Origin of the sequence: Mesobacillus jeotgali, assembly GCF_900166585.1 — a bacterium.
GTDB classification, from domain to species: Bacteria; Bacillota; Bacilli; order Bacillales; family Cytobacillaceae; genus Mesobacillus; species Mesobacillus jeotgali_A.
The window spans coordinates 254,364-280,177 of sequence record NZ_FVZC01000009.1; the positions used below are offsets into that span (position 1 = coordinate 254,364).

At 40.1% G+C, this 25,814-nt stretch carries 23 protein-coding genes and 1 other annotated feature; of the genes, 19 read left to right on the top strand and 4 right to left on the bottom strand.

Features of this window, described 5'->3' with window-relative positions:
• Positions 1-146 precede the first annotated feature (146 nt).
• The 5 genes from B5X77_RS11280 to opp4C are packed head-to-tail and all read left to right on the top strand — an operon-like array spanning position 147 to position 5,832.
• On the top strand, positions 147-1,169 hold the full coding sequence (locus B5X77_RS11280) for an ABC transporter ATP-binding protein (protein WP_079508092.1): 1,023 nt from the start codon (positions 147-149) through the stop codon (positions 1,167-1,169).
• The gene (locus B5X77_RS11285; protein WP_079508093.1) at positions 1,169-2,155 is read left to right on the top strand and encodes an ABC transporter ATP-binding protein; all 987 of its coding nucleotides are present in this window, start codon (positions 1,169-1,171) and stop codon (positions 2,153-2,155) included. Before B5X77_RS11280 ends, B5X77_RS11285 begins: the two co-directional genes overlap by 1 nt.
• Positions 2,156-2,199: 44 nt before the next feature.
• Positions 2,200-3,912, top strand: a complete 1,713-nt coding sequence (opp4A, locus tag B5X77_RS11290; RefSeq protein ID WP_079508094.1) for an oligopeptide ABC transporter substrate-binding protein — start codon at positions 2,200-2,202, stop codon at positions 3,910-3,912.
• 34 nt (positions 3,913-3,946) lie between these two features.
• Positions 3,947-4,912 (top strand): oligopeptide ABC transporter permease, encoded by a 966-nt coding sequence (opp4B, locus tag B5X77_RS11295; RefSeq protein ID WP_079508095.1) that lies wholly within the window; start codon positions 3,947-3,949, stop codon positions 4,910-4,912.
• A gap of 11 nt (positions 4,913-4,923) precedes the next feature.
• Positions 4,924-5,832 carry an oligopeptide ABC transporter permease gene (gene opp4C / locus B5X77_RS11300; protein ID WP_079508096.1) on the top strand — a complete coding sequence of 303 codons (909 nt, stop codon included), beginning with the start codon at positions 4,924-4,926 and terminating at the stop codon, positions 5,830-5,832.
• Between the two features lie 36 nt (positions 5,833-5,868).
• Here the strand turns inward: opp4C and B5X77_RS11305 are convergent, their stop codons facing one another.
• Entirely contained in the window at positions 5,869-6,846 is a 978-nt protein-coding gene (locus B5X77_RS11305; protein ID WP_176167302.1) for a nuclease-related domain-containing protein, read from the bottom strand.
• A 331-nt stretch (positions 6,847-7,177) separates the two neighbouring features.
• On the opposite strand from B5X77_RS11305, the gene B5X77_RS11310 reads away from it, so the two are divergent.
• Together B5X77_RS11310 and B5X77_RS11315 are read left to right on the top strand one after the other, a co-directional pair.
• On the top strand, positions 7,178-7,387 hold the full coding sequence (locus B5X77_RS11310) for a hypothetical protein (protein WP_079508098.1): 210 nt from the start codon (positions 7,178-7,180) through the stop codon (positions 7,385-7,387).
• Positions 7,388-7,473: 86 nt separating this feature from the next.
• The gene (locus tag B5X77_RS11315; protein WP_079508099.1) at positions 7,474-8,220 is read left to right on the top strand and encodes a YjbA family protein; all 747 of its coding nucleotides are present in this window, start codon (positions 7,474-7,476) and stop codon (positions 8,218-8,220) included.
• Between the two features lie 44 nt (positions 8,221-8,264).
• Here the strand turns inward: B5X77_RS11315 and trpS are convergent, their stop codons facing one another.
• Positions 8,265-9,254 carry a tryptophan--tRNA ligase gene (trpS, locus tag B5X77_RS11320; RefSeq protein WP_079508100.1) on the bottom strand — a complete coding sequence of 330 codons (990 nt, stop codon included), beginning with the start codon at positions 9,252-9,254 and terminating at the stop codon, positions 8,265-8,267.
• An 82-nt stretch (positions 9,255-9,336) separates the two neighbouring features.
• Positions 9,337-9,565 (bottom strand) — a binding site (T-box leader).
• A 62-nt stretch (positions 9,566-9,627) separates the two neighbouring features.
• Complete coding sequence (locus tag B5X77_RS24010; protein WP_079508101.1) at positions 9,628-9,993, bottom strand: DUF3899 domain-containing protein; 366 nt, start codon at positions 9,991-9,993, stop codon at positions 9,628-9,630.
• 273 nt (positions 9,994-10,266) lie between these two features.
• On the opposite strand from B5X77_RS24010, the gene B5X77_RS11330 reads away from it, so the two are divergent.
• From B5X77_RS11330 to B5X77_RS11355, 6 genes are all read left to right on the top strand, one after another.
• Entirely contained in the window at positions 10,267-11,964 is a 1,698-nt protein-coding gene (locus B5X77_RS11330; protein ID WP_079508102.1) for a peptide ABC transporter substrate-binding protein, read from the top strand.
• Positions 11,965-12,107: 143 nt separating this feature from the next.
• Entirely contained in the window at positions 12,108-13,037 is a 930-nt protein-coding gene (gene opp3b, locus B5X77_RS11335; RefSeq protein WP_079508103.1) for an oligopeptide ABC transporter permease, read from the top strand.
• Positions 13,037-14,065, top strand: coding sequence for an oligopeptide ABC transporter permease (gene opp3C / locus B5X77_RS11340; RefSeq protein ID WP_079508104.1), 1,029 nt, complete (start codon positions 13,037-13,039; stop codon positions 14,063-14,065). The genes opp3b and opp3C overlap by 1 nt, the downstream gene beginning before the upstream one ends.
• Positions 14,066-14,083: 18 nt before the next feature.
• A complete protein-coding gene (locus B5X77_RS11345) occupies positions 14,084-15,118 on the top strand; it encodes an ABC transporter ATP-binding protein (protein WP_079508105.1) in 1,035 nt (344 codons plus the stop codon).
• 22 nt (positions 15,119-15,140) lie between these two features.
• Positions 15,141-16,082 carry an ABC transporter ATP-binding protein gene (locus B5X77_RS11350; RefSeq protein WP_079508106.1) on the top strand — a complete coding sequence of 314 codons (942 nt, stop codon included), beginning with the start codon at positions 15,141-15,143 and terminating at the stop codon, positions 16,080-16,082.
• Between the two features lie 163 nt (positions 16,083-16,245).
• Positions 16,246-17,451: a putative glycoside hydrolase gene (locus tag B5X77_RS11355; protein WP_176167303.1), complete on the top strand. Its 1,206-nt coding sequence runs from the start codon at positions 16,246-16,248 to the stop codon at positions 17,449-17,451.
• 104 nt (positions 17,452-17,555) lie between these two features.
• Here the strand turns inward: B5X77_RS11355 and B5X77_RS11360 are convergent, their stop codons facing one another.
• On the bottom strand, positions 17,556-17,741 hold the full coding sequence (locus B5X77_RS11360) for a hypothetical protein (RefSeq protein WP_079508107.1): 186 nt from the start codon (positions 17,739-17,741) through the stop codon (positions 17,556-17,558).
• 201 nt (positions 17,742-17,942) lie between these two features.
• Between B5X77_RS11360 and B5X77_RS11365 the strand changes: the two genes are divergently transcribed.
• From B5X77_RS11365 to pepF, 6 genes are all read left to right on the top strand, one after another.
• The gene (locus tag B5X77_RS11365; protein WP_079508108.1) at positions 17,943-18,512 is read left to right on the top strand and encodes a GNAT family N-acetyltransferase; all 570 of its coding nucleotides are present in this window, start codon (positions 17,943-17,945) and stop codon (positions 18,510-18,512) included.
• 432 nt (positions 18,513-18,944) lie between these two features.
• A complete protein-coding gene (spxA, locus tag B5X77_RS11370; RefSeq protein WP_079508109.1) occupies positions 18,945-19,340 on the top strand; it encodes a transcriptional regulator SpxA in 396 nt (131 codons plus the stop codon).
• Positions 19,341-19,784: 444 nt separating this feature from the next.
• Positions 19,785-20,456 carry an adaptor protein MecA gene (gene mecA, locus B5X77_RS11375; protein WP_079508110.1) on the top strand — a complete coding sequence of 224 codons (672 nt, stop codon included), beginning with the start codon at positions 19,785-19,787 and terminating at the stop codon, positions 20,454-20,456.
• A gap of 136 nt (positions 20,457-20,592) precedes the next feature.
• Positions 20,593-22,104 (top strand): cardiolipin synthase, encoded by a 1,512-nt coding sequence (cls, locus tag B5X77_RS11380; RefSeq protein ID WP_079510206.1) that lies wholly within the window; start codon positions 20,593-20,595, stop codon positions 22,102-22,104.
• 126 nt (positions 22,105-22,230) lie between these two features.
• Positions 22,231-23,421 (top strand): competence protein CoiA, encoded by a 1,191-nt coding sequence (locus tag B5X77_RS11385; RefSeq protein WP_079508111.1) that lies wholly within the window; start codon positions 22,231-22,233, stop codon positions 23,419-23,421.
• Between the two features lie 169 nt (positions 23,422-23,590).
• Positions 23,591-25,408 (top strand): oligoendopeptidase F, encoded by a 1,818-nt coding sequence (gene pepF / locus B5X77_RS11390; RefSeq protein ID WP_079508112.1) that lies wholly within the window; start codon positions 23,591-23,593, stop codon positions 25,406-25,408.
• The last annotated feature ends 406 nt before the right edge of the window (positions 25,409-25,814 follow it).

Genomic DNA, 25,814 nt, shown 5'->3' on the forward strand with positions numbered 1-25,814 from the left:
ATTACGGGGTTTTTTATAAATTATGAAAACTTATAAATTTCCCAATTGAAAAATAAGTATTGCAAATGTAATAAAACTGTAATAACATTTTATTAAAATATATCGAATTTCCTGAATATTTTATTTTTTAAAAAGAAGGTGTCCCAATGAGCAACTATTCAATACATAAAGAAGCACCTTTGTTAGAGATCAAAAACCTTGAAACAGCTTTTAATATCGATGGAGAATACTATAACGCTGTAGACAAGGTGAGTTTCGCTGTCAAACCAAGACAGATTGTCGGGGTTGTTGGCGAATCAGGGTGCGGAAAGTCAGTAATGAGCCTCTCGGTTATGCAGCTGCTTCCAAAAGGGGTTGGCAAAATCCATGGCGGCGAAATTATCTTTGAAGGCATTCATCTTGAAAAGATGTCCGAAAAGGAAATGAACAAAATCCGCGGGCGTGATATTTCAATGATCTTCCAGGAACCAATGACATCGATGAATCCGGTTTTCACGATTGGGTTTCAGCTGCAGGAAGTATTGTTCAACCATACGAAGATTTCTAAAGCAGAAGCAAGACAAAAGAGTGTTGCTTTACTGAAGAGTGTTGGTATTTCCCGGCCTGAAAAGATTGTTGATGAGTACCCTCACCAATTGTCCGGCGGCATGAGACAAAGGGTCATGATCGCAATGGCTATCGCAAACCAGCCAAAGCTTCTGATTGCGGACGAGCCTACAACCGCATTGGATGTTACTGTACAAGCCCAGATCCTTGAGTTGCTAAAGAGCATTCAGGAAGTTAATGATATGTCTGTCATCATGATCACGCATGATCTTGGTGTAGTGGCAGAGATGTGCGATGAGGTCATCGTAATGTACGCCGGCAGGATCGTGGAACGCGCCGATGTCGATACTCTCTTTTATAATCCTAAGCATCCATATACTGAACTGATGATGGGAGCCATCCCCAAGATGGATGAGGACAAAGAAGAGTTAAGCTCAATCAAAGGAATTGTCCCTTCGCTTAAGAACATGCCGGCAATCGGCTGCCGATTTGCAAACCGATGTCCGAAAGCAATGCCAGAGTGTACAAGCATCACTCCACAGCTTGGAGAGGTCGAACAAGGTCATGAAGTGGCGTGCATTCTATATGAAGCAAGTATGCCAAAAGAAGGAGTCAGGGCATAATGAGCAATACACCTTTAATAGAAAAAGAGAATTTGCTGGAGATTAAGAATCTCAAAACTTATTACCCTGTAAAAGGTGGATTCTTCCGCCGGACAGTTGGCAATGTCAAGGCTGTTGATGATGTATCATTTGAAATTAAAAAGGGTGAAACACTTGGGCTCGTTGGAGAATCAGGCTGCGGCAAATCAACAACGGGAAGAACAATCATCAGACTGCTGAATGCCACAGATGGGGAAATCATTTTTGAAGGAAAGGATATCACTAAATTAAGAGGAAAGACATTACAGGCGATCCGCCAGGATATCCAAATGGTCTTTCAGGACCCATATGCTTCGCTGAACCCGATGCAGATGGTTGGTGACATCGTTTCTGAACCCATCCGGAACTTCAAGAATGTCAGCATGAAGGACTTGAAGGAAGAAGTAATAGATTTATTGACCAGGGTAGGTCTTCCTGAAGATGCCTACTATAAATACGCCCATGAATTTTCCGGCGGACAGAGACAAAGAATCGGTATTGCCCGGGCGCTGGCGTTAAGACCGAAACTCATCATCGCGGATGAGCCGGTGTCTGCGCTTGACGTATCAGTGCAATCCCAGGTTCTGAATCTATTAAAAGAGCTTCAAAAGGAATTTGATCTGACTTTCTTATTTATCGCTCATGACCTTAGTGTCGTTAAGCATATGAGTGACCGGATCGGCGTTATGTATCTCGGCAATATGGTTGAAATTGCTGATCGCAACAGCATGTATGCTGAGCCGCTCCACCCATATACTCAGGCTTTGATCTCAGCCATTCCAATGCCGGATCCGCGCAGGAAAAAGGAAAGAATTGTGCTGGAAGGGGATGTGCCAAGTCCGCTTAACCCTCCGACAGGGTGTCCGTTCCACCCGCGCTGCCCAGCAGCGATGGCAGAATGTTCCCAGGTAAAGCCAGCTTTAAAGGAGGTGAAGCCAGGACATCAAGTTGCTTGCCACCTTTACTAGGGGATAATTTTTACAAAAAATAAAAGAAAAACGGGGGGAAAACCATGAAGAAACCATTGCTTTGGCTAGCTATGCTAGTATTGGTTTTATCAACATTCCTTGCTGCATGCAGCGGAGGAGAAAAAGAAAAGACAACTGCTGATCCGAAAGATGGAGACAAAGCTGCAGAAGGTAAGCCGCAGGATGGCGGTACATTGACTTACGCTTTAAGTTCTGAATTCAAAGGCCTTTTGAACTGGAACTTCTACGATGCTGACGGAGACGATGACATCATCGCATTCTTCGACGATCCATTGATCGACTATGATGAAAACCTTAAAGCAGAACCAAACATCGCTAGCTGGAAAACTGATGATAACAAAGTTTTCACTTTCACTTTTGAAAAAGGCGTAAAATGGCACAATGGCGAAGAATTGACAGTTAATGACTGGGTATTCGCTATCGAGACAATCGCTACTCTTGGTGGAGAACACCAGCGCTGGTCAAATGTTAACACAATCCAAGGTGTTAAGGAATTCAATGAGAAAAAGGCTGACAAGATCTCTGGTCTTGAAGTTGTTGATGACTATACTTTGAAAATTACTTTTGACAAAGCTCGTGTAAACAACCTTGAAAACGTTTGGGCTTATCCGCTTTCCCGCAAGGAATTTGAAGGAATCGCTCCAAAGGATATGGCGGCTTCCGAGCAAGTCCGCACTAAGCCTGTCGGTACAGGTGCTTACAAGGTAACAAAGGTTATCCCTGGTGAATCAGTAGAGCTTACTCGTAATGAAGACTACTGGAAAGGCAAGCCGCATATTGAAAAGATCGTTGTCAAAGTTATCGATACTTCCCTTACAACTGGTGAACTTAAGAACGGAACTCTTGATATGACTCCGTTCCACCCAACAGTTCTTCCAGAAATCGAAGCATTGGATAATGTAGAAGTTGTAAAATATCCTGGCTTATCTTACTACTACATTGGATTCAAATTAGGTAAATACGATGGCAAGAAAAACGTTATGGACAAAGAAAAGTACCAAAACAAAGAGCTTCGTCAAGCTATGCTTTATGCAATCAACCGTGAAGAGTGGGTAAAAGCGTTCTTCAGCGGACTAGGAAAGCCGTTAAACCGTCCAATCCCTACATCACACTGGATTGCTGCACCTAACGAAGATATGCCTGTTCAATATGAGTACGACCCAGAAAAAGCAAAAGAAATTCTTGACAAAGCTGGATATGTTGATAAAGACGGAGATGGATTCCGTGAAGATCCAAAGGGTGAAAAGTTCACTGTTAAGTTCTCTCACTATGCAACTGGAAACCCAACGTTTGAAGCGCGTGCAAAAGCTATGACTCAATACTGGGAAGAAGTTGGTCTGAAGTCTGAGCTTCAAATGACTGACGTTAACCTATACTACGATCAGCTTGAAAAAGATGATCCTGCAATCGAAGTATTCTACGGCGGCTGGGGAACTGGCGCTGACCCAGATCCACTTCCACTATGGGGCGTTGAATCTGTATGGAACTACCCACGCTGGGTAAATGATAAAGCTCAAAAGCTTCTTGAAGATGCTGTTGATCTTGAAGTTGTAGGAACTGACACTGAGAAACGTGCACAGCTGTATGCTGAATGGCAGAAGATCTTCAATGAAGAAGTACCAGCTCTTCCAATCGCAGAACTTGAAGAAGTAATGGCTGTTTCTAAGCGTGTTCAAGGCGTTAAGTACGATGTTTCAGGTCCTAACTCATTCCATGAGTGGTGGATCAAGCAATAATTAAGCACCACTTATTCAGTTAAGGAGAATGCATATGCTTAAATACAGTTTACGACGCATACTAGGCATGATTCCTATGCTTTTCCTTATCTCCATTGTAGTGTTTTCCCTGGCGAAGCTCATGCCAGGGGACTCCCTCAGTGGGGAAATCGATCCAAACAACACGGATCCGGAATACATAGCAGAGATGCGCGAGAAACTCGGATACAATGACCCAATCCACGAACAATATTTCACATGGATCACAAACTTCATGGAGGGGGATTTCGGAAAATCAACCCGTTATAAAATCCCGGCAAGTGAAATCATCGGAGAACGTTTGCCGAACACTATTTTCCTAGGTTTCTCCAGTATTTTAATCACGTATATCCTAGCATTTATCATGGGTATATACGCAGGAAGAAAGCCATATACACTTGGCGATAATTTAATAGGCACCGCGAATTATATAGGCCTTGCATTACCTTCATTTGTTGCTGGTGTATTTGCAATCTATTTCTTTTCATTCAATTTAGGATGGTTCCCGTCAAATGGATCAGTTGATATTTCGGTAGCAGAAGGAACATCCGCCTACTGGATCAGCAGAATCCATCATGTATTTTTACCGGCACTTGTTTTAGGATTACTGAGTACTGCAAGCTATACGCAATTCCTGCGTAATGACATTATAGAAAACAGCCGTAAGGATTTTGTAAGAACGGCACGAGCTAAAGGAACACCTGAAAAGAAGATTTACAATCAGCACATTTTACGCAACTCAATCATCCCGCTGATTACATTCCTTGGATTTGATATCGTCGCACTAGTTGGCGGTGCAATCATCACGGAAACGATTTTCACTTATCCTGGAATCGGTCAATTATTCTTGAATTCTGTCAGTCAAAGAGACTATCCTGTTTTGATGACACTGACAATGATGTTCTCATTTTTGACATTGTTTGGAAATCTGATTGCAGACATATTATATGGAATCGTTGATCCGAGGATCAGGCTTGATTAAGGAGGATGGCTATGGAAATTTCAACAGCTAAAAACACACAGATTAACCTGAAGCCAGAAAAAGGTTTATCTCCTTGGGCCATCGCAAGAAGAAAATTCATCAAAAACAAGTTGGCGATGACAAGTCTGGTCTTCTTGATTTTCGTAATGATTGTCTCTTTCCTGGCTCCGTACATCACAACAATTGATATTACTAAAATCAATATCGGCTCAATGTCCCTCAAGCCATCAGCAGAACATTGGCTTGGAACGGACAAAAACGGCCGTGACGTTTTTACAAGATTGTTATACGGCGGAAGGGTATCCCTTTTAGTCGGAATCAGCTGTACACTATTTGTAATCATTTTTGGAACGATTGTAGGATCGATCGCAGGATATTTCGGCGGATTTGTTGACAGCATGCTTATGCGTTTTACTGATTTCGTTTTGAACTTCCCATTCCTGGTATTCGTTATCGTATTAGCTACAATTTTTCATGGTAAAGTCAATGGTCTTGTTATCCTGATCATGGTTATCAGCTTGCTGAGCTGGGGCGGGGTAGCGAGGATTGTCCGAAGCAAGATTTTGGCCGAAAAGGAGAATGAATACATTCTTGCTGCCATCTCAATCGGATGCTCACCATTCAAAGTAATCACAAAGCATTTGCTTCCAAACGTCCTTTCCACAATCATCGTTCAGGCAACAATTCTCTTCGCTTCCATGATTGTCGCTGAAACAGGACTAAGTTTCTTAGGGTTCGGTGTTCCATCAGAGATTCCTTCTTGGGGCAACATGCTAGCATTCGCAAATGAACCAGACGTACTACAAGGAAAGCCGTGGATCTGGATTCCGCCAGCCCTTGCCATTACACTTACGATTTTGTCAATCAACTTCGTTGGTGAAGGCCTTAAGGACGCATTGAATCCAAGATCACGCCGTTAAAAAATCTACCATATAAAGGTAGATTTTTTATTTTGTCTATTTTTCGATCAGAGAGGTAAGGTCATAGACCCGCCCTTTTTTGTAGCCTGAGCAGGGGAGATTGAGAGAAATCAAAAAAGAAGAGGCGGACTTCCTTTTTGATTTTGGCAGCAATAAAAAATCGGAAAATTGACTGAGTGTAATGTTGCAGCCATAGAGGAAGTAATAATCACTTAATGCGGGAATGTGTGCTGTTTTAGAGAAAGTTTGACATAGAGGGCAATACCAGCTGCCATAGACTTTTTGCATAGGAATTGCCTTGCATTGCGGACATTGGACCCCATTTTTCACATCATAAGGGTGGATGGAATATGTATCTAATATATTTGGTTTATAGGGAACATGATATTTCACGAGCTGTTTTCCTATTCTTTTAATCTCTTTAATAGAAGTATTCTCTTTTGGATAACGTTTTTCTAAGTCGCTAATCCTCGATATTAGATGGGCAGCATGAACAACTCGAAAGTTACTGTAAGAGTTAGTTCCTTTGGATTTTATAATAGTTGATGGCCTTGAAATGGCAACAAGATAGTCGAGGTTTAATGCAGGTAGTTTATGTTCATTAAGCCACTGTGATAATAATCTGATATGTCTTTGTACTTGGGTGAAGGGATCGCGGATGCCTTCTTCTTTTTCGTTAAAAAACCGTATGCACTGATTGAATTCATGGTCAAAGATAATTGTTCCGGCAATATTCTTGGAATCAATAATAAAGGAGACTTTGGGGGAAATCAGGAGGGAGTCGATTTGAAAGAAGTGGATTCCTTGCTGTAACCTGAGGTCATTAATAATTAGGTAGGTATCATTAAGACTTGATAAGTGGTAATCAAGTTCTTTTTCACCTCTTATTCCTGCTAGGTTTTTTCGGTATTCTTCTTCAATTAAGGGTAGCTTAGGGTGATTTGCATTAAGTCGCCGCATTAAAGCCTCCTCAGCTTTCAATTTATAAGGTATGTCTCTGTCTTTATAAAACAAATTCATCTCTCCTTTTCTTATTTTATAGAAGAATATTCTCCAAAATGCTGTTAACTCCTATTGTTTAATGTGAGGATTTTTTGACAAAGAAGGGATAATCCTTAAAATCTTGAGATATTCCTGAGTTTGAACTGGATATTCCTTGAAATCTGATTTTATTCCTTAGAATTAGTCAGATATTCCTTATAAACTTAATAAATTCCTAAACCCCAAATATGAGTAACATACAGTACTTCCTAACCGACTTCCTTCATATATATGATAAAAAATGGACAGGCAAGGGTGAGAGCGTTGGGTGATCTGAATTTCACTTATGAAAAGAGCCAATTTGATGATTTTTAGGTTATTTGTGTTGACGATAGGATTTGGACTGGCCGTCTCTGGGGGAATCAGCACTATTGCTTACCTTAATATGATTACGGCGGGACATGGCCTGGATGAGTATTTAAAATTTATATTGGGAAGAGTAGAGTGTTATCTGCTGCCTGCAGGGATTGGGGTCATCTGGTTAAGTATATATTGGCCAGAAAGTAATGATTAAATTGATCTTCCTTTTAAGGAATAATTTTACTTAGTGCTGCCCATACTGATGGACAAACAGTTTCTTGAAGTGAGGGGTTATAAATCATGTTGTATCTTCATGATGTCTGGGTAAACTGGTTCGAAGGGGAAGAGAATGGATACAATGTTTGCCATTTTCATGAATGGCGAAAGGATGATGGGGTAGAGCTCCTGGATCAGGTGCCGCTTCTGAAAATTGACCATTTGTTATTTAATTACATTGAGAATGATCTATCTGAGTTGCCTCAACAGCTTCTGGATGACATTTACCGAAAGGCATACTTGAGGAAAAACCATGAGCGTACACAGCTTGATTATTGTTTCGTTGTATCGGACGGGACAGGAATTCTTGCTGTGGATACAATCGGCTATAATATTCCGATTCGAAAAAGCCGGCTGATTCCAAGACAGGAACAGCTAGTCTATGAGATGATCGAAAACCAGGATATAATTCACTATGGCTTCAACGACCAAACGGCCCTGAAGGATTTCCACATCTTATCACCTTCGCCTGATTTAATGAGAGGCTTGACCCGGAAGGAAAGGCAATTGAAGCAATTGTTGTTCATGGCGATGGATCAGCTGAATTCTTCAAAGAATGTAGCAGAAGTCCGTTACTGGTTCACTGAATGGAAACCCGAACAATATGAAGAAATTCAGCAGCTTTCCTTTGAACAGGTCTGGGAAAGATTATTTGAAGAAACAAAATACGGCTGGTCAGGAAAACATGAGAATTTCTGCGAGAACATCATAAAAGGACAGGCGTTCTTCGAAAAACTATGGGAGATGGAGCACGGTCCGAAAGTAAATTAAAATATATATAAGAAAGGAGCTGAACTAAGTCAGCTCCTTTTTGCTTATTTCCTTTTGCGGCCAAGACCCATCGCATTTTCCATTTTCTTAATCATCTTGCTGGCGACTTGGTTTGCTTTTTCAGCTCCAAGATCGAGGATTTCATCAAGTTCAGGTGAGTCAACCAGTTCATAGTATTTTTTCTGAATTGGTTCTATAACATCCACTACAACCTTCGCAAGATTTGCTTTGAAATCTCCGTAACCTTTTCCTTCATATTCTTTCTCAATGTCAGCAACAGACTTGCCAGTTAGGATTGAATAAATAGAAAGAAGGTTTGAAACGCCTGGTTTGTTTTCCTTATCGAATTTCACTATGCCTTCTGAATCCGTGACAGCACTTTTAATTTTCTTTTCGATCTGTTTAGGATCATCCAGCATGGAAATGAATGCTTTGCCATTAGGATCGGACTTGCTCATTTTTTTCGTTGGATCCTGAAGGGACATGACTCTTGCTCCTACTTTTGCAATGCGGACTTCAGGAATAGTGAAAACATCGTTGTATTTTTTGTTAAAACGTTCTGCTAAATCTCTTGTTAGCTCAAGATGCTGTTTTTGGTCTTCGCCGACAGGGACCAGGTCTGTTCCGTAGAGAAGGATATCAGCTGCCATAAGGGGCGGATAAGTTAGCAGTCCCGCTGAAACAGCTTCTTTTCCGTTGGATTTGTCCTTGAACTGGGTCATTCTTTCAAGCTCCCCAATGTATGCGATACATTGCATCATCCATCCGGCCTGAGCATGCGCCGGCACCTCTGATTGAATGAATAAAGTAACTTTTTCAGGGTCAATACCAGAAGCGATGTAGAGAGCAGCCAGGCTCTTGATGTTTTTGCGCAGCTGCAGCCGATCCTGAGGGACAGTAATAGCATGCTGGTCAACAATACAGAAATAGCAATTATACTCATCCTGCAATTCGGTGAATTGTTTCATTGCTCCAATGTAGTTGCCAAGTGTGATGGTTCCGCTCGGCTGGATACCGGAAAAAATGGTTTGCATAAAAAATTCCTCCTTATATATTGGTTCTTTTTCACGGAAACAGAAGAAAAAGAACACAAAAAAGACCATTCGTCCCCTAATTTGTAGGGACGAATGGTCCGTGTTGCCACCCTAATTACTCACGAATGAGTCACTCAGCCCATGCAAATGCTGCATGGCTTCCTTTAACGCAGGATTTTACGCCTGTATCTACTTAGTTTCGAAACAGGGGCTCAGAAGTCCATTCCACATGCCAGGCTGTTTGTTTCCACCAACCACAAACTCTCTGATAAGCCTTGAACAAATGTACTACTCTTCATCATCGCTTTTAATGATTTATTAAAAATGATTATAATCAAATGTTTCACGTTAATCAAGTGCATCTGCATTATTATTATAGGTAGTAAATATAAAGCGCTCCTAGCATCAGCGCTAAATTGAAAATACCAACTATTAATAGGGGATTTGCGTTAAAAGTGACCAGTTCAGATAGAGGAATCATTTCCTCAAAGGATTTTTTTTTCTCTCCTTCTTCTTTTCTGGCAAAAACGGATCGGAACGAGTAGGACATTGTGTCAAAAAATCCTGAATTCACCGTATAGACTAAAAGAGAGGTAAATAGGAGAGCGCTGGCAATATAAAAAATAATATTAATATAGCTAAGCAGTGTTATTTCACCATGATAGACCAATGAAAGGAGGAAAACTATTGCTTGCGAAACTAGAAATCCCCAAAAAATTTTCCCAAGTTTTTTTCGCATATTACGGATTCTCCCTTATTTTGTTATTTCATAATAATAATATTAGGAATAAATACACCAAAAAACTAAAATATTACAATTGGCAACATATTGATTTTATTGAAGAAAGGCTTATAAGTCACCATTATACCATATATGAGAGAGGAAATTTATTACTATTGTTTCAATGTTGTAAATTTTTCTCGTAAAAATATTGAACATTTTTTTTAATCTATGTATAATAGGGAATGTAAAAAGTTTTCAGAAAACAACAATAAAAGAGGGGGCAAAACTTTGAAAAAGTCAAAATTTTCATTTCTTATGATTTTGACTCTAGTATTCTCTTTATTTCTGACTGCGTGCAGCGGAAATGAAAAGACTGGAGAAAAAGAGAAAGAAGGCGAAGGTACAACTGGCGAAACTGCTAACGTACCACAAGAATTAAGAATGCTGGATTCTTCTGAAATCCCAACAATGGACACTGTCCTAGCTGAAGGTTCAACAAGTTTCACTTACATAAACAACGTAGGTGAAGGTCTTTACCGCTTAGACCAGGACCACAAGCCAGTTCCTGCACTTGCAGATGGCGAGCCGCAAATCAGCGAAGACAAGACTGTTTACACTTTCAAACTTCGTGACTCTAAATGGTCTAACGGTGAGCCTGTAACTGCACAAGACTTCGTTTTTGCTTGGCAGCGCGCAATCGATCCTAAGACTGCTTCTCCATATGGTCCTTACATGATGGGCGGCAAGATCAAGGGTGCTGCAGAAATCACTGAAGCTGGTGCGAAAAAGCAAGATTATGACCTTAATACTCTTGGAGTTAAAGCACTAGACGAAAAGACTTTGGAAGTAACACTAGAAAAGCCAGTAGTATACTGGGCTGACCTTTTCGCTTTCCCAACATTCTATCCGCAAAACCAGAAGTTTGTTGAAGAAAAAGGCGAAGCTTTCGCAAGCAATGCTGAAAACTTACTTTACAACGGTCCTTTCAAGATGACTAAGTGGGAAGGTACTGACGCTACTGAGTGGGTACTTGAAAAGAACGAAAACTATCACGCTGCTGATAAAGTTAAACTTGAAAAAATCACTGTAAACGTGGTTAAAGATTCAAACTCTGCTGTTAACGCATTCGAAGCTGGCGAAACAGACATGACTGGATTGCTATCTTCTGATATCGTTCCTTCATACGAAGGCGACGAGCGTATGCTTAGCTGGATGGAGCCAACTGTATTCTGGATCAAGATGAACCAGAAGAACGAAGCTCTTAAAAACGTAGATATCCGTAAAGCAATTGCAATGGGCTTCAATAAAGAAGACCTTGCTGCAAGCATCCTGAACAACGGTTCAGTAGCTGCTAACTACTTTGTTCCAAAAGATTTCGTAACACTTAATGGTGAAGACTTCCGTGAAAAGAATGGCGACATCATTAAATTCAACGCTGAAGAAGCTAAGAAACATTGGGAAGCTGGCCTTAAGGCACTTGGTGTTGATAAGCTAGAGCTTCGCTACCTTGGTGGAGACACTGAAGCAGCTAAGAAAACAGATGCTTACATCAAGAACCAATTGGAAACTAACCTTCCTGGTTTGACAATCAAGCTGGAAAGCGTTCCTTTCGCAGTTCGTCTAGAGCGTGACAACGCTATGGATTATGATCTACAATTCGCAGGATGGGGCCCTGACTACGGTAACGCATTGTCGTTCACTGACCTTTGGATCACTGATGGCGGAAGCAACAGAATGGGATACTCTAACCCTAAATACGATCAGCTGATTAAAGATGCTCAAGGCAAACTTGCTACTGACGAAAAAGCTCAGTGGGAAGCACAGCAAGAAGCTGAAAGAATCATGCTTGAAGAAGATGCTGGTCTAGCGCCTGTTTACCAGCGTGCAGCTAACATCCTTCTTAACCCGAATGTTAAAGGACTTGCGATCTACAACTATGGTCCTGACTACTCATTCCAGTGGGTAACTATTGAAGGCGAAAAATAAAAACTGAAGCAACCAGTTTCTTATTTCAGAGTGTAATGATTCTGAGGATAGAAAGAGAGTATATCTAGATATACTCTCTTTTTCCCTGTATAGCATTTGTCGAACAATAGGGAAAATTGAAATAATACAGGAGGTGGACCCATATGGCAAAATACCTGTTAAAAAGGGTACTTTATATGTTTTTGACTCTTTTCATAATAGCGTCCCTTACGTTTTTCTTAATGAAAATCATTCCTGGTACGCCTTTTGCAAGTGCGAATAAATTGGGCCCTGCACAAATGGAAATCATGAAGGCCAAGTATGGTCTAGATCAGCCGGTTCCTGTGCAGTACGCTAAGTATATTGGCAATTTGCTTCAAGGAGATCTAGGTATCTCATTTCAGTTTAATAACACCCCGGTTACTGATCTGATGATCAAGCGTTTAGGACCTTCCATGCAGCTGGGTGCCCAAGCAATGTTGCTTGGTACAGTCGTAGGAATTCTGCTTGGCATATTCGCTGCATTAAGACAGAATACATGGGTCGATTATAGCTCTACTTTCATCGCAGTATTGGGCAAGTCTATTCCTAACTTTGTATTTGCAGGATTACTGCAGTATTTTATTGGAGTTAAGCTAGGCTGGTTCCCGGTTCTTTTCTGGCGAGGTTTCGAGTACACAATCCTGCCGACTATTGCACTTTCAGCATTGCCAATTGCAATTGCTGCCCGTTTCATGAGAACGGAAATGATCGAGGTATTAGGTTCAGACTATATCATGCTGGCAAAAGCTAAGGGTGCGAGCTTCTTTGAGATAGCGTTCAAGCACGCATTACGAAATGCGCTCATTCCGCTAGTTACTGTACTAGGTCCTTTAGCAATTTCTCTTATGACTGGTTCTCTTGTAATCGAGAAAATTTTTGCGATTCCTGGTCTTGGTGAACAGTTCGTAAAATCGATTACAGTTAATGATTACCCTGTTATCATGGGAACAACCATTTTATTTGCTGCATTGTTTGTAGTTATCATCCTTGTAGTGGACATTCTTTATGGTATCATCGATCCACGTATCAGGTTGTCTGGAGGTAATAAGTAATGGCTGACTTTGAAGCAAAGATTCCAAAAGACCGTTTTAGGCCGGCAGAAATCGATTCGGCCAAAAGCGAGGAAATTAATAAGCCAAGCTTAACCTTCTGGCAGGACGCATGGATGCGCGTTCGTAAAAATAAGGGTGCGCTTGCAAGCTTAATAGTTATGGCTTTAGTTATCATTATGGCTTTCCTTGGACCAGTAATCAGTGGCAAGGAGTTTGACACTCAAAAAGTAAGCCATAATAATTTGCCGCCTAGAATTCAGGGGCTTGAAAATATCAGCTGGCTTCCTTTTGACGGTGTCAAGGTAAATAAAGCAGGAAAAGAAATTAACATGTATGAGGTCAAAAAAGTAGATGAATATTATTGGTTTGGTACCGATGCCTTAGGCCGTGACTTATTCACGCGAGTATGGAAAGGTACGCAAATCTCTTTATACATTGCACTATTAGCCGCGGTTATTGATATGATCATTGGTGTTGCCTATGGTGCGATATCAGGGTATTACGGTGGAAGATTGGACAATGTGATGCAAAGGATTACCGAAATTCTTGTAGGTATTCCAACAATGATTGTCGTTATATTGATGATTCTAGTCTTGCGTCCAGGTATCATTTCGATTACCGTTGCACTTACAATTACAGGTTGGGTTGGAATGGCCCGTGTGGTACGTGCCCAGACGCTTAAGCTGAAGGAACAGGAGTTTGTACTGGCTTCGAAAACACTTGGAAACAGTGATGGCAAGATCATCTCTAAACACTTATTGCCAAACCTTGCAGGTGTCATCATTATCAATACAATGTTCACGATACCAAATGCAGTCTTCTTCGAAGCGTTCTTGAGCTTTATCGGTCTTGGTCTTCAGGATCCATATGCTTCCCTTGGAACCTTGATTGATGAAGGATTTAAAGTGCTAAGATTGCACCCACATGAGATGATAATTCCAGCTGTTGTCATCAGTATCATCATGATTACGTTCAATATGCTGGCAGACGGATTGCGCGATGCGCTTGATCCGAAAATGCGCGATTAAAGGGCAGGTGAATGTATTATGGAAAATATTTTAGAAGTTAAGGATTTAAATATCTCCTTCCACACATTCTCGGGCGAAGTAAAGGCCATCCGCGGTGTGAACTTTGAATTAAAGAAGGGGGAAACCCTTGCTATAGTTGGAGAATCTGGTTCAGGTAAATCAGTAACGACTAAAGCAATCATGAGATTGCTGCCTCCAGCGAATTCAGAAATCACTCAGGGAGAAATTTTGTTTGATGGCAAAGACCTGACAAAATTAACCGACAGACAAATGCAGAAAATCCGTGGTAAGGATATCTCAATGATTTTCCAGGATCCAATGACATCTTTGAATCCGACAATGACTGTCGGCAAGCAAATCATGGAGCCGCTGATCAAACATCAGAATATGAGCAAGGCTGCGGCAAGAGAGCGTGCTTTACAGCTGTTAAAGCTCGTAGGTATCCCTAAACCGGAAATTAGAATCAAGCAATATCCACATCAATTTTCAGGCGGTATGAGACAGAGGGTTGTTATTGCGATTGCATTAGCATGTAATCCAAAGGTCTTAATAGCTGATGAACCAACAACAGCATTGGATGTAACGATTCAGGCACAAATTTTGGAACTGATGAAGGATTTGCAGACAAAAATAGATACATCCATTATTTTCATCACTCACGACCTTGGCGTTGTAGCAAACGTAGCGGATCGGGTGGCAGTAATGTACGGTGGCAAAATTGTTGAAATAGGTACTGTGGATGAAGTGTTCTACAACCCGCAGCATCCTTATACATGGGGATTGATCAGTTCCATGCCAAGCCTCGATGCCAAAGAAGAAGAACTGTATGCAATACCTGGTACGCCGCCTAACTTATTGCATCCGCCTAAAGGTGATGCTTTTGCGGCACGTAATGAATATGCAATGCAAATCGATCTAGAAGAACAGCCTCCAATGTTTAAAGTGTCTGATACACATTATGCTGCTACATGGCTGTTGCATCCAGATGCTCCTAAGGTGGAACCACCGGAAGCTGTGAAGAGCAGAATGCGTAAATTCATGGGCACGAAATAAACTGTAGGAGGAGGACTGGCTGATGGAAAATAGAGAAAAACTTCTTGAAATAAAGAATCTGAGGCAATACTTCAATATGGGTCAACCGAATGAAGTCAAGGCTATTGACGGAATTACTTTTGATATCTTTAAAGGAGAAACTCTTGGGTTGGTTGGTGAATCAGGCTGTGGTAAATCCACAACTGGACGTACAATTATCAGACTTTATGAAGCGACAGATGGAGAAGTTCTGTATAAGGGCGAAAATGTTCATGGAAAGAAAAACAAAAAAGATTTGAAGAAATTCAACAGAAGCATGCAAATGATTTTCCAGGATCCTTATGCATCCTTGAATCCAAGGATGAAAGTATCTGATGTCATTGCGGAAGGCATTGATATTCATGGTCTGGCTAAGACCAGACAAGAAAGAATGGAAAAGGTCTATGAACTGCTTGAAACAGTTGGTTTAAACAGAGAACATGCCAACCGCTATCCACATGAATTTTCAGGTGGTCAAAGGCAGCGTATCGGAATTGCACGGGCACTCGCCGTTCAGCCGGAATTTATTATTGCAGACGAACCGATTTCCGCTCTTGACGTTTCAATCCAGGCCCAAGTCGTCAACCTGATGAAGAAATTGCAGCGTGAAAAAGGTTTAACATATTTGTTTATCGCACACGATCTTTCAATGGTAAAATATATCAGTGACAGGATTGGGGTAATGTATTTCGGAAAGCTGGTTGAGTTAACAACTGCTGAAGAACTATACAAAAACCCATTGCATCCTTACACTCAATCTTTGCTGTCTGCGATTCCGCTTCCAGATCCAGAATCTGAGCGTACACGCAAACGCAAAACGTATGATCCGAATGTCCATATGTATGCAGACGGAGAAGAAGTTAAAATGCGCGAAGTTGTTCCAGGGCATTATGTATATTGTTCTGAGAAAGAACTCAAACAATATCAACAGCAATATGTGAAATAATCTAAGCGATCTCTTATTTTGAGATCGCTTTTTTTCTGCTTAAAAATTACAGGAAAAAATTCCATATGAAAATATGAATATATAATATCTAAATCTGTCGAAAGTGGGTAAAATAGTATTATTCGGTAGAAATATCAAATAGATTCACGTTTTGAAGGGAGAGATGTTTGTGCAAATTAAAAAAATCGCAGCCGCAGCATTGTTAGCTGCCTCTATATCTCAAGCAGGCGGAACAGTTTTTGCCGAGTCAAAAACAAATGAGGCAGAAAAACTTCCTGTCAGGGAACATCAATCACTGGTCAGGGAAATTCCCAAACAGATACCCAGATTTAAGTTTGATTCGGGCTATAACTTCGAGTATCCCGACGCGGTAAGAGGAATTTATGTGACAGGCAATTCAGCAGGAGGAGAAAAGTTTAATAGTCTTACAAAATTGGTCGACAGCACCGATCTTAATGCGATGGTAATCGATATCAAAGACGATCATGGATTCCTTACATACAAACCTGGCGAGGACTCTCCTTTTAAAGAAATTGGGAAACCATATATCAAGGATACTCAAAAACTCTTAAAAACACTTGAAGAAAAGCAAATCTATCCAATAGCAAGGGTGGTTGTTTTTAAAGACTCTGCGCTTGCTCAAAAAAAGCCTGAATGGTCATTTAAAGATGGAAGTGAAGTTTGGAAAAATGGCAGAGGAGAATCCTTCGTCAACCCATTTGTAAAAGATGTATGGGAATACAATGTCCAAATCGCAAAAGAAGCCGCCAAAATGGGTTTTAAAGAAATCCAGTTTGACTATGTACGTTTCCCAGAGGGATTCGAACGACGTGACAGCACTTTGAAATATTCAATGGGAGATTATCAGGATGTAGAGATGGATAATGTCCAAAAACGCGTAAAAGCAGTGACAGATTTCGTTGCTTATGCCCGTGAAGAATTAAAACCATATGATGTAAAAGTTTCCGTTGATATCTTTGGATATACGGCAACACTGCCGGAAGCTCCGGGTATTGGCCAAAACTTCTCGAAAATCTCTGAAAATGTCGATGTCATTTCCTCCATGATTTACCCCAGCCATTGGACTTCCTATTTCGGTATTGCCAAACCGGACACACAACCATACCGGCTGGTCGAGGAATATGCCAAATTGGAAAAAAACAAACTGGCTGAATTAAAGACTCCGCCGGTCTCCCGGCCATGGCTGCAGGATTTCACAGCATCATGGCTTGGCAGCGGGAATTATATTGTTTATGGCAAAAAAGAAGTGGAAGACCAGATAAGGGCCCTTAAGGATCAGGGAATCAACGAGTATTTGCTATGGAATGCTAGCAACAGGTACACTCCTAATGTTGATTACACACCATAAACAGTAAAGCAAAAGCCCGGATGGAGAATGCTCTCCTTCCGGGCTTTTCATATTATTAGATAAAGGATATAAAAATAAGTTATAATATTATATGGTATGTGGAACTATTTCTTGCTGCCGCCAACATTTTTCCAACCGTTTTGCAGTCTTGTTGATTGATCGACGAATTCATTTCTTTTATTCCCACTAAAGAATCGGATGCCGACTCCATTGGTTATGACACCGATAGTTGCGGTAATTCCCACGATCAGCAAAGCAACGATTGTTAAATCCATTATGTAACCGCCCATGATAAACCTCCACCTTTTTTTTCACAATTCCATGATTGTGGTATATATAAATGCATGATTCGTACATCTTTATTTTAAAAGAATTGTCAGCGTATTAAAAGAACTTTATAAAGAAAAAATAATACAAGCATAATGATCATATTTATATAAGAAAAGCTGGGTGCTTATCGGGATGGAATAAAAATGAAAAGGAGATAAGCAATGCATTGGTATGAAAAATTGAATCAGTACTTTCCAATCGAGGAAATGAAATCAAAGGAACATATGGAAACACTTTTAAAAGAGCGTCCGGAAATCTATCATAAGGACGAGGGACCTGGCCATGTCCTCATGTATGTTGAAACCGAAGATTTTATTTTTATCGATTATCTCTTTGTTTCTAAGGATACTCGAGGTCAGGGGCTTGGGCATAAACTGATCGACATGCTTAAGGAGAGGGGCAAGCCGATCATCCTGGAAGTCGAGCCAGTGAATTATGAAGATACAGATACTGAAAAACGTCTACGCTTCTACAAAAGGGAAGGGTTTGAGCATGCCAGGACAATCGGATATAGACGAAGGTCGCTGGCAACAAAAGAGATAAACGAAATGGAAATCCTTTATTGGTCTCCAAATGAAGCTTCCGAGGATTTAGTCTATCAAGCAATGAAAAAGACTTATAATATGATTCATACTTACAAAGACAAAACATTCTACGGTGAGTCATATCAGCCTGTTGACGAAGTGTTGACAGTCGAAGACAAGCGGGATGATTTACTTCAGGATATTTAATTATTAGCGCAACCCTGGTGCAAAAACCATGGTTGCGTTTTCAATTTCGCGGTTTTAATTGAGAATAAAAATTTTTTTCAGAAAGTGGTTTAACTATTTTCAGTCCAGGGTAAATATAATTAAATTATGATACTGTTCTCTGACGGACAGAACCGGGTGGAATTGGACGAATATTTATATAGATTGAAATCAGAGGGTGATGAAAATTTTAATTTCAATGAAACTTTTTGCTGTTTCATTCGTTATATAATATGGAAACTAAATTCTTACATAGTTACCCGGACTAATTTAATGAAAAGGGATACCTTTTATCCCTTCGATGGTGTATAATAATCAATATGAATTATAAAATAAAACTTATTATTATTTAATAAATGACAGCTTATTTCAAGCAAATAATATATAAGTAAATCCAAGGAGTGTGAATTACCAATGGTCACTTTATACACTTCACCAAGTTGTACCTCATGCAGAAAAGCTAAATCATGGCTTGAAGAACATGAAATTCCATACACTGAAAGAAATATATTCTCTGAGCCATTATCGATTGATGAAATAAAAGAAATTCTACGAATGACAGAAGATGGAACGGATGAAATCATTTCGACACGTTCAAAGACATTCCAAAAGCTTGATGTAAATTTAGAAACAATGCCTTTGCAGGAATTGTTCGAGGTAATTAAAGAGAATCCTGGCTTACTTCGCCGCCCAATTATCATTGACGAAAAGCGCCTGCAAGTCGGATATAATGAAGATGAAATCAGACGCTTCCTTCCACGCAAAGTCCGTACTTTCCAATTGCGTGAAGCACAGCGCTTAGTTAACTAAACGTATATTTTGCTGTAAATCAGCCAATAATTCTTAAGCTCCCATTTGGGGGCTTTTCTTTATTTTTTAACCATCCAGATAGAATGTTAACTTGGACAGCCAGACAAATTGAAATCAAGCAAGCTTTCTGCTAAAATGTAAAGAATACTTTAATTTTATATATGCATTAGTTTCCTTGAATTTCGTGGTATTACCGAGCAAAATATATCACGAAAGAGACGAGGTAATGGTAAATGAGCCTTTTGTAAAAATGGGTGCATATTTCATTTCCAAATTGGCTGTGTTTAACATAAAATGAAAGTACAAGATTATTTCTATTTACCTTCCTTTAATAAAAAAACAAGGTGATTCAGGCTCATTTATTAAGGGTAAAAGATAAGGACCAACTGCTTTTTGGGGGTATTTAGTCCCTTCAAATCTTTGCCTGGAAGGGAGAGAAAGCGAATGGAAATCGAGCGTATTAATGAGAATACAGTTAAGTTTTATATTTCATACATGGATATAGAGGAACGCGGATTTGACCGGGAAGAAATCTGGTATAATCGCGATCGCAGTGAGGAACTTTTCTGGGAGATGATGGATGAGGTCCATGCCGAAGAAGAATTTACTGTTGAAGGTCCTTTATGGATCCAGGTGCAGGCTCTGGAAAAAGGTCTGGAGGTATTAGTCACCAAAGCCCAATTGTCAAAGGACGGGCCGAAATTCGAACTGCCGCTTCCTAACGATAAGCTGAAAGACATGCCTGTTGATGAAAGAATCGAAGAGCTGCTTGACCATCAATTCAATCCAAAAGGGATGGATGAAGAAGAGGATTCCTTCGAGGATGATCTCGAATTCTTATTGTCCTTTAAGGATTTCGAGGACGTTATAGCCCTCTCCAAACGGCCGGGAATCAATAAAATTAAAACAAGCTTGTACAATTATTCCGACAAGTATTATTTATATATTGAATTTCCGGAGCAGGATTTCGAAGACGAAGAGGAAATTGATAACATACTAAGTGTTCTTCTCGAGTATGGGCAGGAGTCAAGCATAACGATTCATCGTCTTGATGAATATGGCAACAAAATTATCGACAATGATGTATTTAGCGTCATAAGGAAGCATTTTTCCTGAATGGGAGGCCGATTTCAGAAATGAAATCGGCTTTTTTGATATAATTTGTATGAATCCCTTTACTTAATAGAAACGTATACATATATACAGTTCCTAATTTAATTGGAAAATCAGAAATAGAAAACAGGTGGTTACCATTAAAAATACATTCCGAATACTGATGTTTTTAACAATATTGGCAGGTATATATTATTTGTTCTATGAGAAGCTGGATGCTGTTTACCTGGGGTACATAAGTATTTTTATGACTCTGACAGTTATTTTCATTAGCTTTGTTATTTTCCTGGAAAACCGTCATCCAGCCCAGACTTTAACCTGGATTGTTGTTCTCGGCGGTTTCCCGGTTGTCGGCTTTATATTCTATCTATTATTCGGACGGAATCATCGGAAGGAAAAAATGTTCCGCAGGAAATACTTTCTTGATAAACAAACTTTTTTGAGGATTGAGGGAGACAATGAAAGGGCGAATAAGGCAAGGATGCTTGATATGGAAGAAGATCATCGGCGATTATTCAATCTGGCCCAAAAACTCGGAAATAGTCCCATTTCCTTTGCGACTTCCACAAAAGTCCTGACAAATGGTGATGAAACTTTTAGCCATATCCTTGAGGAATTAAAAAAGGCTGCACATCACATTCACATGGAATATTATATAGTACGGGATGATGATATAGGACATGAAATCAAGAATGTTCTCACTGAAAAAGCCAAGAAGGGGATTAAGGTCCGATTCTTGTATGATTCCGTAGGATCATGGAAACTTTCAGGAGATTATATTTCGGACTTGATTAACGCAGGTGTCGAAGTAGTGGAATTTGGCCCTGTTCGCCTTCCATTTTTGAACAGCAAGTTTAATTTTCGCAATCACCGTAAGATAATCGTCATTGATGGGACAGTTGGTTTTGTTGGTGGCCTGAATATTGGCGATGAGTACCTCGGAAGGAATAAGGATTTTGGTTTTTGGAGGGACACTCACTTAATGGCAAAAGGCGAAGCTGTCCGGAGCCTGCAGCTGATTTTCCTTCAGGATTGGTATTACATGACGAATAAAAGCTTTTTGACGGCAGAATATTTATCACCTGCCCTTGAGGTAAATACTCATGGCGGAGTGCAAATGATCGCTGGCGGGCCAGATAACGAGTGGAGTGTAATCAAAAACATATTTTTTTCAATGATATCCTCGGCCGATAAGTCTGTATGGATTGCGTCACCTTATTTTATTCCGGATGAAGACATTTTTAGCGCAATTAAAGTTGCTGCTCTCAGCGGACTTGATGTCAGGCTGCTTGTTCCAAAAAGACCTGATAAAAGGATTGTCTTCTTTGCATCAAGATCCTATTTTCCTGAACTCCTTGAAGCTGGAGTTAAGATTTATGAATACGAGAAAGGCTTCATGCACAGCAAAATCGTCATTGTCGACGGCGATCTCGCTTCAATTGGTACTTCAAATATGGATATGAGAAGTTTCCACTTGAATTTCGAGGTCAATGCATTTCTTTATAAAACAAGCAGCACGAGGAAACTGGTCGAGGAATTTGAAAATGATATCCTTCAATCAAAAGAAATTGACCTGAATGATTTTAACAATCGTAATATCGGCTACAGACTTCTCGAATCAACTTCAAGGCTTTTGTCACCAATGCTGTAACAGTCCGGGTTTTATCCAGGCTGTTTTTTTGTGTCTCTGTGAACATTCTGTTAACCTTTGCAAAAATAAAAGGTTTTTACTCCTCTACTGAAGAATAGTTTCAGGATATAAAGGAGGTGAAAAAGCTTGCTGGTAGCCAACAAATTGAATGGGGAACGATTTTCTCTAGTGAGCGATAGGCCAATAAAAGAGTTAAAGGAAATAAGGTCAACCGAAAAATTTTATTGTCCAGACTGTGGTAAAGAAGTAATCATGAAGCTGGGCAATAAAAAAATCTGGCATTTTTCTCATATTGCAGGAGGAAGCTGCGAATATGAATATGACCGAGAAACGGAATATCATCTGACTGGAAAGCTTAAGTTGTATGATTGGCTGAAGCAGCAGGGCATCCATGCTGAGCTTGAAAAGTTTGATTTGCAAATGAGACAGAAGCCGGATATAGCATTTGAGTGGAAGGGGCAAAAATATGCAATTGAATTTCAATGTTCAGTTATTCATACAGATGTCTTCTCGAAAAGGACAAAAACATATCTGGAATATGGAGTGACACCGATATGGATTGCGGCCGAGAAACTGATCAAGCGTAAGTCTAATATGATTGTATCTATGAATAATTTCCTCTATCTATTTCTGCGAAGATCCCAAAATGTCTGGAATATCCCCGCATTTTGCCCAATAACAGGCCAATTCATCAACCTTCACGGAGTCATTCCAATTTCCACAAGAAAGACAATCACTAAACTTGAAGTAAAGACACTGAACGATTTTTTATTAGGAGATCTGATAGGTCCAGAAGCATCAGAATTTCCACTTATGAGAATCTGGCAAAAAGAAAATCAAAAACTGAAATTACGGTATCAAACATCACCTGGAGCTCGGCGAAATCGATTTTTAAAAGAATTATACAAGAACCGCCTCAGCCTTTTCGGTCTTCCGCCTGTTCTCGGCCTGCCTGTCCAATCGAGCCCCTATATCGAAACACCATCCTTCATCTGGCAAACATACATATATCTCGATATATTCCGTCATCACAAAGAAGGTGAAATCATCTATTATTCAAGAATTCGGGAAGCTTTTGCTCGCCGCATAAAAAAGGGGGATATAAAACTAAGGATCCTTCCTGCCGCCGGGCAACGTGATTACTGGTATGCTCTGGCAGAATATGTTTTCCTCTTAACAAAAGTAGAGTACCTTGAAAAGATTGATTCTGGTAAGGTGAAGGTGTTGAGGGAAAAAACGATTCAAAATTCAAATGACAACGAGGCCAAATTTTTTGCCGAGTATGAAAATAAAATTGAACAATTGGTATTCCAATAACATGAAAACTAAAGTAAAGGCGTAAAATAAGGAAGTTAAGAATGCGTAAATAAATAAAAGAAACTTTTCTTTCTCTTTCAAATTTTTTGAAGGATATCAGCTTCTATTATAGAATATAGGATACTAGAAAAGTTTTTTCGAATTACGAAATTTTGTAAGGAGGATCCCTATGACAAATGAATCTGCTGTGAAGAAATTGCCATCAAGAGATGAGGTTGCCACTGAAAATACGTGGAGACTTGAAGATATTTTTGCGAATGATGATGCCTGGGAGAATGAATTTAATGAAGTGAAGAGTTTGATTCCTTCAGTTGAGGAGTATCAGGGTAAACTCGGAGAAAGTGCTGACCAGCTATATAATGCTCTCCAATTGCAGGATAAACTGCTTGAGCGCCTTGGCAGACTTTATACATATGCACATATGCGCTATGACCAGGATACTACGAATTCTTTTTATCAGGGTCTTGATGATCGAATCAAGAATCTTTATTCTCAGGCTGGAAGTTCGCTGGCTTTCATCGTTCCGGAAATTCTCGCTGTCGATGAAGAAAAAATCAAGGGCTTTTTAACGGAAAAAGAAGAGCTAAAACTATATGAGCATGCATTAGAGGAAATCAACCTTCAGCGGCCTCATGTCCTTTCTGCTGAACAGGAAGCCTTGCTAGCACAGGCAGGAGAGGTAATGAGCTCTCCGGCAAATACTTTTGGCATGCTGAACAATGCGGATTTAGAATTTCCTTCGATCAAGGATGAGAACGGCGAAGAAGTGGAAATAACACACGGCCGCTATATCCGTTTTCTTGAAAGCGAGGATCGCAGAGTACGTGAGGATGCCTTTAAAGCTGTCTATAAAACATATGGCAGCTTCAAAAATACTTTTGCCAGTACATTAAGCGGCAATATCAAGAAGGATAACTTCAACGCGCGAATTCGTAAATATGATTCTGCCAGGCATGCTGCGCTCGCTGCGAATAATATCCCTGAAAGTGTCTATGAAAACCTGGTGAATACGGTGAATGATAATCTGCACCTGCTTCACAGATATATAAAGCTTCGCAGGAAGGTTTTAGGCCTGGAAAAGCTTCATATGTATGACCTTTTCACACCATTGGTAAAGAACGTAAAAATGGAAATCCCTTATGGCGAGGCTAAAGATTATGTCCTTAAAGGCCTAGAGCCACTGGGTCAGGAGTATAATCAGGTTCTTCAAGAAGGCTTTGAAAATCGCTGGGTGGATGTGTATGAGAACAAAGGAAAGCGAAGCGGTGCCTATTCTTCTGGAGCGTATGGCACAAACCCGTATATCCTGATGAACTGGCAGGACAATGTGAATAATCTTTTCACACTCGCCCATGAATTCGGCCATTCTGTACACAGCTACTACACAAGGAAAACACAGCCATATCCATATGGAAGCTACTCCATTTTCGTTGCAGAAGTAGCCTCAACATGCAATGAAGCACTGTTGAATGACTATATGCTGAAAACGATTGATGATGAGCAGAAGCGACTTTATCTGTTAAACCACTATCTCGAAGGATTCCGAGGTACTGTATTCAGGCAGACAATGTTCGCGGAGTTTGAACATCTGATTCACCAAAAAGCACAGAATAACGAAGCACTGACTGCAGACGCGTTAACGAAGGACTATTACGAGCTGAACAAAAAATACTTCGGTGAAGAAGACATCATTATCGATGAGGAAATCGGCCTCGAATGGTCAAGGATCCCGCATTTCTATTACAATTATTATGTTTACCAGTATGCGACCGGCTTCAGTGCTGCAACAGCGCTCAGCAAACAAATCCTTGAAGAAGGACAGCCGGCTGTCGACCGCTATGTTGAATTCCTGAAATCAGGAAGTTCTGACTACCCAATCGAAGTCCTGAAAAAAGCAGGAGTCGATATGACCAGCTCAAGGCCAATAGAAGAAGCATTGAAAGTATTCGAAGAAAAACTCAATGAGATGGAAGCACTGCTTTCATAAAATAAGGCTCTTTCTCAAACTTTGCTGCTTTTGACTACCAAATAGGATGGAATTACCTGATTATCTTTACAAAATTAACGCTTATTAAGAGAAAAGAGCTTGCAAATTTAGTACCGACCTACAAAATGGCTTTTATCACGTTAAAATCGGCTTTAGGATTTTAACAACAATCTTTACGAAAACAGCCTAAAATAAAGAACCGGCTGCATCTTAGCAGCCGGTTTTTGGCTTTTAGAAACCTTTGAACTTTTTTCGGTTATTTAAATATATCAGTAAAATAAAAAGTGAGAAAAAAAGGAGAGGGGAGGTCAAATATAAAGGCAAAAGATGCATCAACCCACCAATTTGGAGAAGAAATGAAAAAAGTATGAAAAGAGCTATAAGGCAAAGCCCTAATTTATCCACC

Bases quoted from the DNA above. Each gene is read 5' to 3' on its own strand.
- B5X77_RS11285 (WP_079508093.1), top strand. From the start codon at position 1,169: ATGAGCAATACACCTTTAATAGAAAAAGAGAATTTGCTGGAGATTAAG.
- opp4A (WP_079508094.1), top strand. From the start codon at position 2,200: ATGAAGAAACCATTGCTTTGGCTAGCTATGCTAGTATTGGTTTTATCA.
- B5X77_RS24010 (WP_079508101.1), bottom strand. From the start codon at position 9,993: ATGCGAAAAAAACTTGGGAAAATTTTTTGGGGATTTCTAGTTTCGCAA.
- spxA (WP_079508109.1), top strand. From the start codon at position 18,945: ATGGTCACTTTATACACTTCACCAAGTTGTACCTCATGCAGAAAAGCT.
- B5X77_RS11345 (WP_079508105.1), top strand. From the start codon at position 14,084: ATGGAAAATATTTTAGAAGTTAAGGATTTAAATATCTCCTTCCACACA.
- opp4B (WP_079508095.1), top strand. From the start codon at position 3,947: ATGCTTAAATACAGTTTACGACGCATACTAGGCATGATTCCTATGCTT.
- B5X77_RS11280 (WP_079508092.1), top strand. From the start codon at position 147: ATGAGCAACTATTCAATACATAAAGAAGCACCTTTGTTAGAGATCAAA.
- B5X77_RS11315 (WP_079508099.1), top strand. From the start codon at position 7,474: ATGTTGTATCTTCATGATGTCTGGGTAAACTGGTTCGAAGGGGAAGAG.
- B5X77_RS11350 (WP_079508106.1), top strand. From the start codon at position 15,141: ATGGAAAATAGAGAAAAACTTCTTGAAATAAAGAATCTGAGGCAATAC.
- opp3C (WP_079508104.1), top strand. From the start codon at position 13,037: ATGGCTGACTTTGAAGCAAAGATTCCAAAAGACCGTTTTAGGCCGGCA.
- B5X77_RS11355 (WP_176167303.1), top strand. From the start codon at position 16,246: ATGTTTGTGCAAATTAAAAAAATCGCAGCCGCAGCATTGTTAGCTGCC.
- opp3b (WP_079508103.1), top strand. From the start codon at position 12,108: ATGGCAAAATACCTGTTAAAAAGGGTACTTTATATGTTTTTGACTCTT.
- opp4C (WP_079508096.1), top strand. From the start codon at position 4,924: ATGGAAATTTCAACAGCTAAAAACACACAGATTAACCTGAAGCCAGAA.
- mecA (WP_079508110.1), top strand. From the start codon at position 19,785: ATGGAAATCGAGCGTATTAATGAGAATACAGTTAAGTTTTATATTTCA.
- pepF (WP_079508112.1), top strand. From the start codon at position 23,591: ATGACAAATGAATCTGCTGTGAAGAAATTGCCATCAAGAGATGAGGTT.
- trpS (WP_079508100.1), bottom strand. From the start codon at position 9,254: ATGCAAACCATTTTTTCCGGTATCCAGCCGAGCGGAACCATCACACTT.
- B5X77_RS11310 (WP_079508098.1), top strand. From the start codon at position 7,178: ATGATTTTTAGGTTATTTGTGTTGACGATAGGATTTGGACTGGCCGTC.
- B5X77_RS11360 (WP_079508107.1), bottom strand. From the start codon at position 17,741: ATGGGCGGTTACATAATGGATTTAACAATCGTTGCTTTGCTGATCGTG.
- B5X77_RS11365 (WP_079508108.1), top strand. From the start codon at position 17,943: ATGCATTGGTATGAAAAATTGAATCAGTACTTTCCAATCGAGGAAATG.